We start from the raw sequence: 16,386 nt of genomic DNA on the forward strand, positions 1-16,386 counted from the left end.
AGATTAGAATGCTTATAATCAGATATTTATATCAACCAGTGATAGTATGATAGTAGAATTAAAGATAATTCTACTTCTTACATCTTATTGCAAAATACAGAATATACAGAAATGCAATCAACGGCACAAAGAATCCGATTGCCATATTGTTTTCCCCGATATATCCCATCAGCATCGGACTGAAAGCGCCACCAGCCACTCCCATCACGATATAGGAAGATGCCTTTTTGGTATAAGCGCCCATCCCTTCCAGACCTAACGCAAAGATTGTCGGAAACATGATGGACATAAAGAAGAATGAAATATACAACGCATACAAAGATATCGTTCCGGCAGAAACAATTACCAACGCCATGCAGATGGCATCAGCCAAAGCAAACCAGGTCAGCAATTTTCCCGGAGCCATCCATTTCATCGTAAAACTTCCGGAAAGGCGGCCAATCATGAATAAAGCCATCCCGCCAAACGCAAGTATCCGCGAGGCTTCGATATTCGTCATCTGCGGGTCGAGTTCCGTGACATAATTAATAAAGAAACTAAAGATACCGGTTTGCGCCGCACAATAACAGAACTGGGCAATCACCGCCCGTACAAACTGCCCATGCCTCCACATCGAAGTGGCGGGGAGTTTTGTATCAAGTCTATTTTCCTCCTGTTCCTCTACCTTTATCTCCGGCAAACGAGTGAAAAAGAAAAGGATAGCTACCAATAAAACGATACCGCCCACAAGAATATAAGGTTTCGTCAGGGTAAACGGGTCATCCTGCGCACCTCCGAAGATTAAAGCCCCACCAACCAGCGGACCAAGTATCCAGCCCAACCCGTTAAACGATTGCGACAAATTCAGACGCTGCGCACCCGACTCCGTCGGTCCCAGAATAGTCGAATAAGGATTGGCTGCCGTCTCAAGAATACACAACCCGCAGGCAATGATAAATAAAGCGACCAGAAAAGGAGTCGCAGAATGCAAAAAGGCAGCAGGGATAAAAGCGAAAGCCCCGGCAGCAAAAAGTAACAATCCCAGAATAATACCTTTCTTATAACCGTAACGTTTCATAAACATTCCGGCAGGCAACGCCATCAGGAAATAAGCGATATAAGTGGAAAACTGCACCAGGCCGCTCTCTGCCTTCGTCATCGTGAAAGCGCCCTGGAAATGTTTGTTCAGTACGTCCAGTAAACCATGCGCAAATCCCCACAACAGGAACAGGCTGGTGATAAGTATGAATGGAACGAGATATGATTTTCCATTGGGGGCAGCAAATAAGCTTTGTTTGTTTTTCTTTTCCATCAGATTCTTTTGATTCGGGTAATTGAAATATGTCCATCAATTGCCATTTCTCCGCGGATATGGCGCCGGAAATGACTTAACAGATTGCAAAGGTAATTCTTTTCTGCCAATAAACTATGTATAATCAGGACCTCGCAGATATTGGAGGTCTTGACCGGTTATTTCTTTTTCAGATAATAATTCGGATTAAAGTAGGAAATCCGGTAAGCAGAGTCCGGAGCGTTACGGTATAAATTGATCGTATTAAAAACCAACTTTGCCGAATCCATATCGAACTCAAGTAAAACAGGGAACATCTTTTCAGGAACAGAATCATAAGGAGTCAACCCGGCTTTTGCCAGCTGGTTGTTCCAGAATGTCGTCAAGCTCTCCTGGTAGATAGTATCTCCTTTATGGTTGAATAGATAAAAAGTATCCCGCTCTGTCGTTGTCCACATTTTATCGGGATTTTTATATCCGGCAACCGGCATTAAAAACTGATAACCCGAAATATCCACCGGCTCCCCGTTATCAATCTCAAGATAAGCCTGATAGTCATATCTCTTATCTTCCGGAGGGTAGTTATCCCGTCCGGTTTGCGAAATCCGTTCAATATCTTTTGCCGTGATTCCGGGTATATAAGTAACCACCGACAAGAAGACGATCGCCAGGCAGGAAGCATACAGATAACGGCCGTACTGTTTGGTAAAGAATAAAACGGCCAGACAAGTCAGTATCAACCCGACTACCACCAGATACACACGCGGCTCTGTAAATCCGTACTCGTTGATACGATAACAAGCACCCACCCAATACATCACCAAAGCGGGCAATACGGCAAAACTGGCCTGTTTATAAAACCAATCATAATACCTCTTCGTCAGAAAGACCTGGCAACCTTTCAGAATAAAAGTGACAGAAACAAAACTGACAACGATATAAGCCACCGCCCCTTTCGGCAACGACCAGAGAACCGCTACCTTAATAAAATAAAGATACAGAATGACCGCATAGATCAGCAAAGCCGGCGAAAGCACATAATTCAGCAGCACTTCAAACAGCCGGTTACGGCTCTCCTCCTTTTCTTCCCTTTCTTGATTGAACATGAGGAACAACAAAGGCATCCCACACATAAACAGAAGGTAAGCCGAGTCGGTATAGAAACTCCTGTAACTGTTTTCCCATATCTCAAAGATGTATTGTATGGATGTATAGATCGAAATTGCCAGCAAATAAGCAATCCCCGCCAGTAATCCGGCAGACAACAAAGACTTCACATAACGCAACCCGACACGTACAAACTCATCATTATCACGTTTCCAGCCGCTAACCAGATAGAGAAGTTGCACTACAATCAATGAAACCAGATAGGTCGGTTGCCATATCTCATCCTTATCCAGCCACAAAAAAGGAATAAAAAAGAAAGCCGATAAGAAATACAACGGCCGTAGTTTGTGTTGTACGGTCAGTCCGTTCAATATATAGGTTATCAGGAACAGGACCGGAAAATAAGCCAGCGGCGCCGCCAGAAAAGAATATCCGAATGCATACTCGAAATAGACACATCCTGCCAGACTGAAAACGACTGACAACACAACTTCCACCGGATGTTTCCTGACAGCCAGTTTCAACCTGTTTATGAGAACCTCTATTTTCTTTTTCATATTGATTCAACGTTTATTAGATAGAAACGAAGATAAGAACTTCTTATTACATAAAAGCGATGAGAGACGAAATAAATAAACACATATTAGAACAAATCCCATAACTGTTTGTTTTATTAATAAAATCAATAAACGTAATATAAAACATACAGCTATGACTTTAAGTAGAAAATTATCCGATGCTCTGAACGAACAGATACTGGCAGAGATGTGGTCTTCCAATCTCTATCTGTCCATGTACATTCATTTTGCTCAAATAGGTTTGGACGGTTGCGCCCATTGGATGAAAAAACAATCGGAAGAGGAACTCGAGCATGCCTATAAAATGATTGATTATTCTGTAAAACGTGGCGGACAGGTGAAACTGGAACAGATCAATGTTGTTCCGACAGCTTTCGGCACACCGCTGGAAGTATTCGAACATGTATACCAGCATGAGGTTCACGTTTCCGAGTTGATCGACAAACTGGTAGACATCGCACATGCAGAAAACGACAAGGCGACACAAGATTTCCTTTGGGGTTTTGTACGTGAACAGGTAGAAGAAGAAGCAACCGCCAAAAACATCGTTGAAAAACTAAAACTCTACGGTGAACATCATGTGGCAATCATGGATCATCATTTGGGTAAGAGATAATTGGTTCAGATATTATCAGGTTTGAATGTTACTTTTCTCTTGAAAGAAAAGTAACCAAAAGTTCAAGGCTGCATCCGCTTCGCTACTCAGCCTCCTACGTTCGCTGTCGTCTGTGAACTCGCTGCACTCAAACAGCACAGCCTCTGGGCGCTCACTGCGGATGCTTCGTTTAACGCTCACCAGATGAGGCCTTTCATAGAACGCTTTGCGTTCTCCTAAGATTGCCGATACTACCTGTTAAATCCAAAAGTTTTTGTTCTATAAGTACCGGTATCGGCCATCTTAAGAGGAAGCACAGCTTCCTAGGAAAGGCCTAAGCGGATGAACGTCCGCGAAGGGGGAAGACGAAGCGGTTAAAAAAATCCGTTGTCTGAGCGAAGCGAGTTTCGGATTTTTCAGCGGAGTCTTTCACCGAAGCAGTGAAGCCGGTTAAGCCTTGATCTTTTGACTACTTTTCCATCAAGGGAAAAGTAGGTTCAATTATTTCTATATTTACTCTACTACCTTCATTATCGCCTTTCCCCAATATTCCCCCAATACGGCTGCCCCTTTTTCGTTCGGATGGAGATAGAACGTACCGGCATTACCTTCTTCCGGTATTAAATCCGTGAGGTAATTGGCCTTGAAATAGTCGAATGCCTCCGTATCTCCCATAAACACCTGGCCGGGAAAACGTTTGGCATACTCTTCGACCAACGATTGCAATACCGGATAATAACTTTGTAGACGGTTTAAACCTTCTTTCAGATACATGGCGCCGTTATATGTATTCGGACTGTACCATACCGGACGATGTAAAACGATTTTACAACTGGGATACAACGCTAGTAACTGGTTGATAATAGCTTTCATGTTTTCTTCATATTTTTCAGGAGAGGCCGGTGCACCGTTCGGACCTGTAATCGCGCTATCGTTCGTCCCCAACATAATGGAAAAGACAAGGGTCGCCCAAGTCTCGTCCGCAAACTTATCGGCAGCCTCCTTTGCCTTGGGGAAAAGTGTTTCCGTTGTCGGCAGATAATCGGTAGTCGTACAGCCGCTTACTCCCTGATTGGAGTATTTGACAGAAGCGACCGACGGTTGCTTTGTCAAGTATAAAGCGGCTTTTACAGGAGGAGCGTCATGTGACGGAGTAGCGATTAACGCTCCCTGGGTAATACTGTTTCCTATAAATACGATGTTCATATTCTTTTTACTTTCCGCCTTCATAAAAGGACTGCTTATCGCCAGTCCCAACAACAGGCAGGCTATTTTCGCGATCTGTTTCATATTCGTTTAGCTGAGTTAGTTTATTCGTTTGCGAAGGTAAAAATAAATCAACTATTTCGGGATGTTTTTGCAGCCAAACTTTTGCTCCCTCCGATTCACGTAAAGGATACTCTTCCATTATATCCATCAGTTCGCTCAGCTGCTCATTGGTAAACCTGAAGTTTTTAAAGAAAGCCGCAACGTAAGGGTGAGTTTCGGAAAAGCCTTTAGTAGCAACGGCTTCGATATGTTCTGCATTACCGAACACACCTTTACTGTCTTCCAGAAATTTCAGGTCATAACGGGAAAACATCCAGTGAGGCGTCCAGCCTGTCACGACAATCCAGTCATTATGTTCAACCGATTTTTGCAGGAACGCCGTCATGGTAGGCCCGCTGGAAGGCATCAAAGCCAGTTGTAATCCGTATTCATCAACAGCCTTTTCCGTCAGGTTCATCAGACTGGCACCGATATCGATTCCGATAATTTCATTTTTGAAACGTTCTTTGTGCGCATTCAGTTCTTCTATCGTATTGATCGTTACATAAGACGGAACAGCCAGTCCTAAACGGGCATTTTCAAACGGAACACCAATCGTTTCCAGACGGTCGCCATATTTTTTCATATAGTCGACATGCGTATCCGGAAGCCACGCATCCAGAAACAGATCGACTTTACCGGCAGCGACGGAGGTAAAGATCGGAGCGATATCGGCATTCTTCAAAGTCACTCTATATCCCTGTTCCTCCAGCATTGCCTTTGCCAGGTAACTCATGGCGATGCCTTCCGACCAGTTCACATAGCCGATCGAAATCTCCTTCGGGTCTTTGGCACGACTGCAACCGGCAAGGAACATGAGCACAGCCAGGAGCAGGATCAGGTTGATAAGTATAAATAATCTTCTCATACAATTTTTCTTTTTACAGTTAATCACGCAGGTTTATTTCTTACGAACAAACCCCTGAGTTATACGATCCAGTACAATGGCCAGAATCACAACGGCAATACCGCCTTCAAATCCGAGACCGATCTTCATCTGGGTAATACCTTTCAATACGATCTCCCCCAAACCTCCGGCAGAGATCATTGCGGCAATCACCACCATAGACAATGCCATCATAATCGTTTGATTCACTCCCGTCATAATCGTCGGCAACGCCAACGGCAGCTGTACTTTGAAAAGTAGCTGGCGGGAAGTCGCTCCGAATGAGCGTGTCGCCTCAACGATATCCTCCGGAACCTGCCGTATTCCTAAATCCGTCAAACGGACAACCGGCGGCATGGCAAATATCACCGTGGCAAAAGCACCCGGCACAGGTCCCAGCCCGAAGAACAAGACAGCCGGGATCAGGTAAACAAAAGCCGGCATTGTCTGCATCAGGTCCATAACCGGACGAATTATTTTGGCGGCAATGCGGTTTTGAGCCGTCCATATCCCAAGCGGGACACCCAGGATGAGGGCAATTACGGTAGACGATAAAACCAATGCTACGGTCTGCATCGTTTGTTCCCAGAATCCCATCCCGTAGATCAGGAAAAGTCCCAGCAACGTAAGCACAGCTGTCCCTTTACCGGCTTTATACCAGGCCAGTACCGCTAAAGCCGGAATCATAATGTAAAAAGGTATCCATAACAATCCATGCTGAAAGGTCTCGATGAAACCACCGATAATATTATTGATGACATCAAAAAAATGTGCCCAGTGTTCCGTCATCCAGTTGATGACGATTTCTATATATTTCCCGATATTAATCATAAATCTATTGCGTTTTGAATTATTTCTTCTATTTCTTTCTGATCTTTCCCGGTCATCTCAATGATGATAGCGGAAGGAGAGACAACACCCACCAACCGATTTTCCTCATTGACAACAGGTAAAGCCTGCCGCACTTTCGGAAGTAAAGGAAGCATATCTTCCACCGTAGTATTTTCAAGGACAGAAGGTACTTCTGTCTGTACGATAGAACTGACATCCTTGCTTCCCTCTTTCCGCAATTTCAATACATCTTTATATTGTATCTCACCGATAAACTGATCGTCATTCCCGATAACAGGCAGTGCATACAATCGTCTTTCACGCATTTTACGAAAGATCGCTTCCGGACCGTCTCTTTTAATCCTTACAACGATCGGTTGTTTAAGCATTATCGATGAAGCTGTTACGATGCGTCCCCGATCCACACTTTCTGTAAAACGTGTTACGTAAGCATTCGCCGGATCAGTCAGTATCTCTTCCGGAGTACCGACCTGCACGACTTCGCCATCTTTCATGATGGCAATACGGTCGCCCAGCTTAATCGCCTCGTCCAGGTCATGCGTAATAAAAATAATCGTCCTCTTCATCTTCTCCTGCAAAAGAAGTAATTCATCCTGCATCTGTTCACGGATCAACGGATCCAATGCAGAAAAAGCCTCATCCATCAAAAGGACTTCCGGATTATTAGCCAGTGCACGGGCCAGGCCGACACGTTGCTGCATACCACCGGACAGTTCATCGACCCGCTGATTTTCGTAACCTTTCAGACCGACCAGTTCGATACTCTCCTGTGCTTTCTTCTCCCGCTCTTCTTTAGGAACACTTTGCAATTCCAGACCGAACGAAACATTACTTAATACCGTACGGTGAGGTAATAACCCGAAATGCTGAAAAACCATTGCCAGTTCTTTCCGGCGTATCTGTAATAATTCCTTATCAGACGAACGTGTTATGTCGATCCCGTTCACACGGATCTCTCCCATTGTCGGTTCATTCAGCCGGTTTATGCAACGCAACAAAGTAGACTTTCCACTACCGGACAATCCCATGATAACGAACATCTCCCCTTCTTCAATTTCCAGGTTTGCGTTACGGACTGCGACTGTACATCCGGTTTCTTTCAAAATCTCCTGTTTACTTTTACCTTTCAGTATCATCTTTTTCGCCCTGTTCTTCTCAGAACCGAAAAGGATAGATAAGTTTTTTATTTCTATCTTCGTCATATATCTAATTATTTTGATTTCATGCCCGGTGGTTATAGTCCGGATCTGCTTTTTCAGACAAGTACAATCTGGTACCCGGACGCACATAATGAATCAGGAATAACTTTTTGACAATAAACTTTATATGCTAATTTTTACACCCTGGTGGTAAACGGAATCAGTACCGTTACATTATTACAACAAGTAAACCTTGATTTAGTTCATTTAAGGCTAAAAACATCTCGTGTCGGACAAATATTACCGGACAATAAAACGGCTTTCGCCATTTCTCTAAAAAACTTCTAAAGTTCAGTGAAAATCAATAAGATGAATTACATCTGAAAAATATCATATATTTTTGTAAGAAGAAACTTCCGTCAAATGCCGCTCCGCAGAATACCGGAGAAAAAAAGTTTATAAACTGTAGCCTGGAAAAATCAAAGAAGCGTGGATACTGTCAATATATAGACATTGAGGCTCTCGACAGGCCCCCCAACAATATGTATAACAGTACCACGCTCTTATCTATATACACGAACAACTTTACAATTATCTCATTGTGTATAAACAGAAAAGAACATTTGCATTTACAGTACTATTACTTGTTGGGTGAAATTGTCGAGATTTCGATGTCAAATAATATAAAAAAACGCTTATGTCTAACTTATAAAATGCTCATGAAGCAACACCTTGCATTTCATGTGCGGAACAAAGATACACAGAAGATTTAAATAATCAATTTTTCATCTAAAAATATACATGTATGCAATAGAAATACATGTAACCATTGTTATTTGATCAGTAAGTATTTTGTTTTCGAGGGCCTCATAAATGTTTTTGAGGACGCCAAAAACAGATTACTACCGGTAAAAAGAATAGGATTACCTAAAACAACCGGTAAACTAATTCGGTAATTCGGAGAGAAACATGTACATTTGCATTTTAAAGTATAAAATTAAATCTGTATCACAATGAAGACGCAATTATGCCAAAAGCTTGTAGTTCTCTTTCTCATAAGTGTATTTGTCAGCGGTTGTAACATCGGGACAAAAAAGACGACGGATAACGATGTGACATTCGATTCGATCAGTGTGGACAAAACATATCACCTCCTGGAAAATCCGGAAAATCCGAATTGTAATCTTCAGATAAACTTCACCTATCCGGCAAAATACGACAATAAAGATATCCTGAAAAAGATACAACAGCAATTTGTGTATTCTTACTTCGGAGATGGTTACGAAAACTTATCCCCCGAAGAAGCGACTGCCAAATATACCGAAGATTACCTGAACAACTACAAAGATTTGGAAGACGAATATAAAGCAGAAGTAGCAAAAGCCGACGAAACTCCGGTCGGAGCATGGTTCTCCTATTTTGAAATGTCGTCCGATGATATAGCCTACAATAAAAATGACATCCTAAGTTACACTGTCAACTTTGAAAATTACACAGGTGGTGCTCATGGCGCCCATTCTTTTACGAATCATGTCATAGATATGAAAACAGGTAACCTGATCAAGGAAGACGACATCTTTATCGAAGGTTTTCAGGAAGACCTGGCACAAATCCTTATAGACCGGATTGCCAAACAAAATACCGTGGAAAATCCGAAAGAACTGGAGAATATAGGGTTCTTCAGTATCGACGAGATTTTCCCGAACGGCAATTTCCTGATTGACGACAATGGTATTACCTATACATTTAACGAATATGAGATAGCCGCCTATGTAGTCGGTGCAACGAATGTACATCTTCCTTACGAAGAAATACAATATCTGCTCAAAAAAGAAAGTCCGATTGCACATCTGGCATTTTAAACATAATCTATGGAACTGATAAAAACTTATTTTCCGGAGCTGAACGAAACGCAACTTGCACAATACGAAGCTCTGTACGATTTATATACTGACTGGAATTCAAAGATCAACGTGATATCACGCAAAGATATCGAGAATCTTTATCCTCATCATGTCCTTCATTCGCTGGGGTTAACAAAAATGATGAAGTTTAAGGATGGTTCATCTGTTATGGATATCGGTACCGGCGGAGGATTTCCCGGTATTCCGTTGGCTATATTCTTTCCGGAAGTACAATTCCATCTGGTTGACAGTATCGGAAAAAAGATCAAGGTCGGACAAGCCGTGGCGGAAGCTATCGGTTTGAAGAACGTAACATTCCGTCACTGCCGGGCAGAAGAGGAAAAACAGCTTTTCGATTTTGTTGTCAGCCGGGCAGTCATGCCATTGGGAGACCTGGTCAAAATATCCCGCAAAAATGTAAAGAAAGAACAGCAGAACGCATTGCCCAACGGATTGATATGTCTGAAAGGCGGTGAGTTGCAACACGAAATACAGGCTTTTCAGAAACAGGCAATCGTTGTTGAACTGGGCGATCACTTCAAAGAAGAATTTTTTCAAACTAAAAAAGTAGTATACGTACCGTTATGATTACAATAAAGGCTTTTGAATTCAATTATTTCCAGGAAAACACATTCGTGTTGTATGATGACACCAAAGAAGCTGTCATCATCGACTGCGGTTGTCTTCGCCCGTCGGAAGAAAAAGAGTTGAGCGATTTCATTACAGAGAATAAGCTGACAGTGAAACATCTGCTTTGTACGCATTTACACCTGGACCATATCTTCGGGAATCCGTTTATATATAAAACGTATGGTTTATCCCCGCAGGCACACCGGCTCGACGTGGAACAACTCCCTGCACCCGACAAACAGGCACAGGCATTCGGACTACCGGGACATTTCCAAGAAATCCCGGTACAGAAACAGCTGGTCGGCAATGAAGTGGTCAAATTCGGACATTCGGAATTATTGGTCCTGACAGTTCCCGGACATTCTCCCGGCAGCGTGGCTTTCTACAATAAAAAGAACGGTTTTGCCATTGTTGGAGACGCGCTGTTTGCAGGAAGCATCGGCCGTACGGACTTATGGGGTGGTAATCAGGAAGTACTGATCGCCGCCATCAACGACAAATTGCTGTCATTGCCGGATGAAACGGTTATTTATCCCGGACACGGACCGGAAACAAGAGTTATCGACGAAAAATTAAACAATCCTTATTTATAAACACATTAAATACTATGGACACAAATAAATTTGTAAACCGCCACGTCGGCATTGCAGAGGAAGATATCCCGGCTATGCTTGAAGCTATCGGTGTTAAATCGGTTGACGAACTGATTGACCAGACAATCCCGGCCAATATTCGTCTGAAAGAACCTCTGAATCTTCCGGAGCCAATGACTGAGCGGGAGTTTGCAGAACATATCGCCGAACTGGCATCCAAGAATGAAGTTTTTACGTCATACATCGGAATGGGGTGGTATGATACTATCTGTCCTGCTCCTATCCAGCGTAATGTCTTCGAAAATCCGGTTTGGTACACCTCATACACACCATATCAGGCTGAGGTATCGCAGGGACGCCTGGAAGCACTGTTGAACTTCCAGACTGTAATCAGTGAGCTGACCGCTCTACCGCTAACCAACTGTTCTTTGTTGGATGAAGCGACTGCTGCTGCCGAAGCTGCAACCATGTTCTACGGAAGCCGGAGCCGTGCACAGGCAAAAGCCGGAGCCAATACACTATTTGTTGATGAGAATGTATTTGAATCAACTTTAGCCGTAATCAAAACACGCATGATTCCACAAGGTATCAACGTGGTAATAGGAAATTATAAGACATTCGCCTTTACACCGGATGTATTCGGAGCTATCGTACAATTCCCGAATGCAGATGGTTCGATTGAAGATTATAAAGAATTCATTGCAAAAGCGAACGCCAACGAAACCCGTGTAGCCGTAGCAGCCGACCTGATGAGTCTCGTATTACTGACTCCTCCGGGCGAATGGGGAGCAGACGTAGTATTCGGTAGCAGCCAGCGCTTCGGTATTCCGATGTTCTACGGTGGTCCTTCTGCTGCTTATTTTGCAACAAAAGACGAATACAAACGTGCTATTCCGGGACGTATCATCGGTATCTCGAAAGATGCTTACGGACATCCGGCTTACCGCTTGGCTTTGCAGACACGCGAACAGCATATCAAACGTGAAAAAGCAACTTCAAATATCTGTACCGCACAGGCTTTACTGGCAACAATGGCTGGTTTCTATGCCGTATATCACGGAGCAGAAGGTCTGCGCAACATTGCCGGACGCATCCACGCTTCGGCCGGATTCCTGGCAGCCGAACTTGAAAAATTAGGTTACAGACAACTGAACAAGGATTACTTCGATACGTTGAAGATCGAATTGCCGGCTCATGTTTCTGTAAATGCACTGCGTGAAATCGCTTTGGAATGCAAAGTGAACCTTCGCTACTTCGAAGGTGGCCAGGTAGGCATCAGTATTGACGAAACAACACAGTCTACCGATATAGGCGTATTGTTGTATATCTTCGCCGGTGCTGCCGGAAAAGACTATATGCTGGAAGAAGCCATCCCGGAAAAGACTTATTTCGATCAGAAATTCGCCCGTACTTCCGACTTCCTTCAGGAAGATGTATTCAAAAAATATCATACGGAAACCGAGCTGATGCGTTATATCACCCGTCTGGGACGCAAAGACGTATCATTGGCACAGTCGATGATCTCCCTGGGATCATGTACGATGAAACTGAACGCTGCATCTGAAATGCTTCCGCTCAGCCGTGCTGAATTTATGAATATTCACCCGTACGCACCGGAAGAACAGGTAGAAGGCTATACGGAGTTGATTGAAAACCTGTGCTGCTACCTGGCAGAGATCACCGGATTCAAAGGTGTTACATTACAACCGAACTCAGGTGCCGCCGGCGAATATACCGGACTTCGTGTCATCCGCGCTTATCTCGAAAGCATCGGACAGGGACATCGAAATATCGTATTGCTTCCGGCATCGGCCCACGGAACTAATCCGGCCAGTGCTATCCAGTGCGGTTATACCACTGTTACTGTTAAATGCGACGAAAACGGTAATATCGACCTGGAAGACTTCCGCGCCAAGGCAGAAGCCAACAAAGACAACCTGGCTGCCAGCATGATCACTTATCCGTCTACCCACGGTATTTTTGAAGTAGACATCAAAGAAATGTGTGATATTGTTCATGCTTGTGGCGGACAGTTATATATGGACGGTGCCAATATGAACGCTCAGGTAGGATTGACCAATCCGGGAACTATCGGAGCTGATGTTTGTCACCTGAACCTGCACAAGACATTTGCTTCACCTCACGGTGGTGGTGGTCCGGGCGTTGGTCCGATCTGTGTTGCCGAACATCTGGTACCGTTCCTACCCTCTCATCCGGTAGCCTGGGGAAGCGATCTGAATACGGTTTCTGCTGCTCCCTATGGTAGTGCAGGTATCCTTCCGATCACTTATGCTTATATCCGCATGCTTGGTACGGAAGGACTGGAAACTGTTACTAAAACTGCCATCCTGAATGCAAACTATCTGGCTTCTAAATTTAAAGACACTTACGGAATCGTCTATACCGGAGCCACAGGACGGGTTGGCCACGAATTGATTCTGGAATGCCGCGGTGTAAAAGAACGTTCAGGCATCGACGAAGGTGATATCGCTAAACGTCTGATGGACTTCGGGTATCATGCACCTACGCTTTCATTCCCGGTACACGGAACTTTAATGGTTGAACCGACCGAAAGCGAAAGCAAAGCCGAACTCGACCGTTTTGCCGAAGTAATGGACTGCATCTGGAAAGAAATCAAGGAAGTGGAAGAAGGCAAAGCCTCTAAAGAAGATAATGTGCTCAAAAATGCTCCTCATCCGGAATATGAAGTAACCGCCGATGAATGGAAGCATGAATATCCTCGTAGTAAAGCAGCCTTCCCACTGGAATGGTTGCATGACAGTAAATTCTGGATCAATGTGGCCCGCGTAGATAATGCTTACGGCGACCGCAATCTGATCCCGACACTCTGTGCTTGTGAAATTTAATAACAACAAACTATCTGAATGAAAAAAGTATTTTTAGCTTTAGCAGCCGTTGCCCTTCTGGCAACGGCTTGCAACAAAGCACCGGAAGCAAAAATCAAAGTGTACGGCTGGCAAGGTGAAGGCGGTAATACAACCGAAGAGACCTTACAAGCCGATTTTAGTAAATGGAAATCGCATGGGCTGGATGGTATGTGCTACAACGCCGGACATGATTTGCAAAAAATCCAGCGTGCCGCTAAAGTGGCTCACGCAAACGGTATGGAATACCATGCTTGGATACCGGCCATGTTACAGAGAGGCATGGACTCCACCCTGTATGCTGTAAACCGCAAAGGCGAACCGGCTTACGAAGTACAAGCGTATGTTCCTTATTACAAATGCCTTTGCCCAAACCATGAAGGGACTGCCGAATTCCTGACCGATCTATACGGCAAAGTAGCCGATATTCCTGAAGTAGATTACGTTCATCTGGATTATATCCGTTATGTAGACGTTATCCTCGCCAAAGGTCTTTGGGAAAAATACGGTCTGGTTATGAACGAAGAATATCCGACTGCCGATTATTGCTATTGCGACAAATGTGTAGCCGATTTCAAGACTGCTACCGGTATCGATATTAAATCTGTTGAAGATCCTTCCAAATGCAAAGAATGGGCTCAGTTCCGTTGTGACCTGATCACTAAGCTGGTAGATCGCATTGCAGATACAGTCCATGCTAAAGGTAAAAAGATCAGTGCAGCCGTATTCCCCGGTCCTGACTCACACGCCAAATGGATGGTTCGCCAGGAATGGAATAAATGGAATATCGACGCATTCTTCCCGATGAACTACAACGACTTCTACCTGGAAGACGCTGCCTGGGTAGGCGAGGTGACGAAGGAAGAAGTAAACTCTGTGAACGGAGAAAAACCCGTTTTCAGTGGTTTATTCATCTGCCACGATTGGCAAAACAAAGCTAACATCAAAGATCCGGAAGGACACGGTCTGATCCCTTCTGAAATAGAAGAAGCAGTACGCGGATCGATGGAAAGCGGTGCAGCCGGTGTTGCCCTGTTCACCCCCGGTAACATGACCGACGAACATTGGAAAGCTTTCGACAAAGCGATTCATCAAACTTACACTGTAAAGAAATAAAAGACTTACACAAGATGTAAATAAACGCAGGTATACGCAGCTCTAATTTTCTCATCTGCATATACCTGCGTTTTTACATTTCATATTCTAATTCTAAAAACAAATAACTATCGCATGAACACAACGACAAAGAAAGAGAAAATCAAATTCAGTAAAGCGTTTTGGGTAGCCAATACCGTTGAACTATTTGAACGTGCCGCCTACTATGGCGTATTTATCGTAATAACACTCTACCTCAGCCGCATCCTCGGATTCAACGACATACAAGCGGCAACCATCGCCGGAACATTCTCCGCATTCCTCTACTTCCTCCCGACTTTTGCCGGTGCACTGGCCGATAAGATCGGATTCCGCAATTCCATGCTATTGGCCTTCTCTTTGCTGACCATCGGTTATGCCGGGTTGGGGCTTTATCCTACCTGGTCCAGTCAGCCGGACTGGTTGAATACGGGACAACAACAACATTTACCGGATTGCTCGAAAGTAATCTCCGTTATGGAATTATCCCGATCATGATACTGATCGTTATCGGAGGATCATTCATCAAAAGTGTAATTTCCGGAACTGTAGCCAAAGAAACAACTCCCGAAACCCGTGCCAAAGGTTTCTCCATTTTCTATGCAATGGTAAATATAGGAGCCTTCTCCGGCAAAACTATTGTAAAACCGTTGCGCGAAGCATTAGGGAACGAGGGGTTGATCACTCTCAACTATTTTTCCGCTTCAATGACATTCCTGGCTCTTATTGCGATCTGGTTTTTCTATAAAAGCAGCCAACATTCCGGTGAAGGAAAAACTTTCGGATAAATATGGACGGCACTGATCAAAGTCTGTACAAACGGTCGCCTGATCATATTGATCTTTATTATTTCCGGTTTCTGGATGGTTCAGCACCAGCTGTATGCAACCATGCCTAAATATGTTTTACGTTTGGCTGGCGAAGGAGCTTCTCCTTCCTGGTATGCCAACGTGAATCCGCTGGTTGTAGTATTGACCGTAAACTTAGTTACCCAGTTAATGCGTAAGAAAACCGCACTTACCTCTATGACATTCGGTATGTTCATCATGCCGATCTCCGCTCTTTGCATGGCATCGGGAAATATGCTGGATGGCAACACAACTATCCTCGGTATGCATCCGGTAGCTTTCATGATGGTAGTCGGGATTGTCTTCCAGGGACTAGCGGAAACATTTATCTCCCCCCGTTTCCTTGAATATTTCTCATTGCAGGCCCCCAAAGGCGAAGAAGGATTATACCTCGGTTTCAGCCACCTTCACTCCTTCCTGTCATCTATACTCGGATTCGGCTTATCAGGTTTTCTGTTAAGCAAATACTGTCCGGAACCAACACTGTTCGCCACACATGAAGAGTGGGTAGCCGCCAGTGCACATGCCCATTATATATGGTATTATTTCGGGGCGATCGCGCTAGTTTCGGCCGTTGCTCTGATTATATATGGGCTGGTAGTAAAGAAACTGGATGCAACCCGCTGTTAAAAACCTAGTATAGAGCAAAAAAGAAGG

Annotated in this window: 12 protein-coding genes and 1 pseudogene; 7 read left to right on the forward strand and 6 right to left on the reverse strand. The window is 44.1% G+C overall.

Annotated elements, in window-relative coordinates:
• Positions 1 to 70: 70 nt before the first annotated feature.
• Both C825_RS22230 and C825_RS22235 read right to left on the reverse strand, forming a co-directional pair.
• Positions 71 to 1,291, reverse strand: coding sequence for a sugar MFS transporter (locus C825_RS22230; protein WP_007659426.1), 1,221 nt, complete (start codon positions 1,289 to 1,291; stop codon positions 71 to 73).
• A gap of 158 nt (positions 1,292 to 1,449) precedes the next feature.
• On the reverse strand, positions 1,450 to 2,934 hold the full coding sequence (locus tag C825_RS22235) for a DUF4153 domain-containing protein (RefSeq protein WP_010800220.1): 1,485 nt from the start codon (positions 2,932 to 2,934) through the stop codon (positions 1,450 to 1,452).
• Between the two features lie 154 nt (positions 2,935 to 3,088).
• On the opposite strand from C825_RS22235, the gene C825_RS22240 reads away from it, so the two are divergent.
• Positions 3,089 to 3,571: a ferritin gene (locus C825_RS22240; RefSeq protein ID WP_007659422.1), complete on the forward strand. Its 483-nt coding sequence runs from the start codon at positions 3,089 to 3,091 to the stop codon at positions 3,569 to 3,571.
• Positions 3,572 to 4,063: 492 nt separating this feature from the next.
• Here the strand turns inward: C825_RS22240 and C825_RS22245 are convergent, their stop codons facing one another.
• Genes C825_RS22245 through C825_RS22260 form a run of 4 tightly spaced genes read right to left on the reverse strand, consistent with a single transcriptional unit; the run spans position 4,064 to position 7,798 of the window.
• On the reverse strand, positions 4,064 to 4,840 hold the full coding sequence (locus C825_RS22245) for a GDSL-type esterase/lipase family protein (protein WP_044215251.1): 777 nt from the start codon (positions 4,838 to 4,840) through the stop codon (positions 4,064 to 4,066).
• The gene (locus tag C825_RS22250) at positions 4,764 to 5,726 is read right to left on the reverse strand and encodes a glycine betaine ABC transporter substrate-binding protein (protein WP_010800221.1); all 963 of its coding nucleotides are present in this window, start codon (positions 5,724 to 5,726) and stop codon (positions 4,764 to 4,766) included. The genes C825_RS22245 and C825_RS22250 overlap by 77 nt, the downstream gene beginning before the upstream one ends.
• Before the next feature lie 33 nt (positions 5,727 to 5,759).
• The gene (locus tag C825_RS22255) at positions 5,760 to 6,575 is read right to left on the reverse strand and encodes an ABC transporter permease (protein WP_010800222.1); all 816 of its coding nucleotides are present in this window, start codon (positions 6,573 to 6,575) and stop codon (positions 5,760 to 5,762) included.
• The gene (locus C825_RS22260) at positions 6,572 to 7,798 is read right to left on the reverse strand and encodes a quaternary amine ABC transporter ATP-binding protein (protein ID WP_010800223.1); all 1,227 of its coding nucleotides are present in this window, start codon (positions 7,796 to 7,798) and stop codon (positions 6,572 to 6,574) included. The genes C825_RS22255 and C825_RS22260 overlap by 4 nt, the downstream gene beginning before the upstream one ends.
• A 950-nt stretch (positions 7,799 to 8,748) precedes the next feature.
• On the opposite strand from C825_RS22260, the gene C825_RS22265 reads away from it, so the two are divergent.
• The 6 genes and pseudogenes from C825_RS22265 (at position 8,749) to C825_RS22290 (ending at position 16,359) form a co-directional block, all read left to right on the forward strand.
• Positions 8,749 to 9,597: a DUF3298 and DUF4163 domain-containing protein gene (locus C825_RS22265; protein WP_010800224.1), complete on the forward strand. Its 849-nt coding sequence runs from the start codon at positions 8,749 to 8,751 to the stop codon at positions 9,595 to 9,597.
• Positions 9,598 to 9,606: 9 nt separating this feature from the next.
• Positions 9,607 to 10,227: a 16S rRNA (guanine(527)-N(7))-methyltransferase RsmG gene (rsmG, locus tag C825_RS22270; protein ID WP_007659413.1), complete on the forward strand. Its 621-nt coding sequence runs from the start codon at positions 9,607 to 9,609 to the stop codon at positions 10,225 to 10,227.
• On the forward strand, positions 10,224 to 10,862 hold the full coding sequence (locus C825_RS22275; protein ID WP_007659412.1) for an MBL fold metallo-hydrolase: 639 nt from the start codon (positions 10,224 to 10,226) through the stop codon (positions 10,860 to 10,862). Before rsmG ends, C825_RS22275 begins: the two co-directional genes overlap by 4 nt.
• 14 nt (positions 10,863 to 10,876) lie before the next feature.
• The gene (gene gcvP / locus C825_RS22280) at positions 10,877 to 13,729 is read left to right on the forward strand and encodes an aminomethyl-transferring glycine dehydrogenase (RefSeq protein WP_010800225.1); all 2,853 of its coding nucleotides are present in this window, start codon (positions 10,877 to 10,879) and stop codon (positions 13,727 to 13,729) included.
• Positions 13,730 to 13,747: 18 nt separating this feature from the next.
• On the forward strand, positions 13,748 to 14,863 hold the full coding sequence (locus C825_RS22285) for a glycoside hydrolase family protein (RefSeq protein ID WP_010800226.1): 1,116 nt from the start codon (positions 13,748 to 13,750) through the stop codon (positions 14,861 to 14,863).
• Positions 14,864 to 14,977: 114 nt separating this feature from the next.
• Positions 14,978 to 16,359: pseudogene (locus C825_RS22290) on the forward strand (MFS transporter).
• Positions 16,360 to 16,386 lie beyond the last annotated feature (27 nt).

Source organism: Parabacteroides sp. ASF519 (assembly GCF_000364265.2).
Lineage (GTDB): Bacteria > Bacteroidota > Bacteroidia > Bacteroidales > Tannerellaceae > Parabacteroides > Parabacteroides goldsteinii.

Excerpts from the sequence above, each read along its gene's own strand:
- C825_RS22255 (WP_010800222.1), bottom strand. The coding sequence starts at position 6,575 with ATGATTAATATCGGGAAATATATAGAAATCGTCATCAACTGGATGACG.
- rsmG (WP_007659413.1), top strand. The coding sequence starts at position 9,607 with ATGGAACTGATAAAAACTTATTTTCCGGAGCTGAACGAAACGCAACTT.
- C825_RS22285 (WP_010800226.1), top strand. The coding sequence starts at position 13,748 with ATGAAAAAAGTATTTTTAGCTTTAGCAGCCGTTGCCCTTCTGGCAACG.
- C825_RS22245 (WP_044215251.1), bottom strand. The coding sequence starts at position 4,840 with ATGAAACAGATCGCGAAAATAGCCTGCCTGTTGTTGGGACTGGCGATA.
- C825_RS22275 (WP_007659412.1), top strand. The coding sequence starts at position 10,224 with ATGATTACAATAAAGGCTTTTGAATTCAATTATTTCCAGGAAAACACA.
- C825_RS22230 (WP_007659426.1), bottom strand. The coding sequence starts at position 1,291 with ATGGAAAAGAAAAACAAACAAAGCTTATTTGCTGCCCCCAATGGAAAA.
- C825_RS22240 (WP_007659422.1), top strand. The coding sequence starts at position 3,089 with ATGACTTTAAGTAGAAAATTATCCGATGCTCTGAACGAACAGATACTG.
- C825_RS22265 (WP_010800224.1), top strand. The coding sequence starts at position 8,749 with ATGAAGACGCAATTATGCCAAAAGCTTGTAGTTCTCTTTCTCATAAGT.
- gcvP (WP_010800225.1), top strand. The coding sequence starts at position 10,877 with ATGGACACAAATAAATTTGTAAACCGCCACGTCGGCATTGCAGAGGAA.
- C825_RS22235 (WP_010800220.1), bottom strand. The coding sequence starts at position 2,934 with ATGAAAAAGAAAATAGAGGTTCTCATAAACAGGTTGAAACTGGCTGTC.
- C825_RS22250 (WP_010800221.1), bottom strand. The coding sequence starts at position 5,726 with ATGAGAAGATTATTTATACTTATCAACCTGATCCTGCTCCTGGCTGTG.
- C825_RS22260 (WP_010800223.1), bottom strand. The coding sequence starts at position 7,798 with ATGACGAAGATAGAAATAAAAAACTTATCTATCCTTTTCGGTTCTGAG.